A 453-nucleotide genomic window follows, 5' to 3' on the forward strand; every position below is an offset into this window, starting at 1 on the left:
GTCCTAGCTTGGGCTGGGGCCGAGCACTAGCGCGTGCGGCGGCGGTAATCCTCGGCGATGTCCGGTCCGGTCATGCCGTCGAAGGTGGTGCGGGCGAGCTTGTCCCTGTCGGCGGCATGGCGGCGGCTGCCGACCGAGGCCAATGCCTGATCGAAGGCGAGGCGGTCGGCGGGGTTCAGCTGCTCGCGCGCCGCGGCGGTGGTGGCGGCGAAGCGTTCGGGCGAGGAGCCGTCGATCGTGACGGGCGCTGCTTCTGGCGCGCAGCCCGCGAGGAGGAGAAAGGCCAGTGACGCAAGCCCGTCGTGCCGGACCTGACCCGGCATCCACCTCTTCTTTCGTGCGTGACGAAGGACGGTGGATCCCGGGTCGAGCCCGGGGTGACGGTGGTTCATGGCTCAGCCCTCGTACTGGGCCGTGGTCTTCTCACGCACCTCTTCGGCCGTCACGCCGGGG

General features: G+C 70.6%; 1 protein-coding gene. It reads right to left on the reverse strand.

Features of this window, described 5'->3' with window-relative positions:
* Positions 1 to 26 precede the first annotated feature (26 nt).
* Positions 27 to 392, reverse strand: a complete 366-nt coding sequence (locus tag ACU8YE_RS25155; RefSeq protein ID WP_446930283.1) for a hypothetical protein — start codon at positions 390 to 392, stop codon at positions 27 to 29.
* Positions 393 to 453 lie beyond the last annotated feature (61 nt).

The sequence above is a fragment of the Ralstonia sp. VS2407 genome, assembly GCF_052950655.1.

What these genes read in the sequence shown, in the direction of transcription:
- ACU8YE_RS25155 (WP_446930283.1), bottom strand. Translation starts at nt 392, where the DNA reads ATGAACCACCGTCACCCCGGGCTCGACCCGGGATCCACCGTCCTTCGT.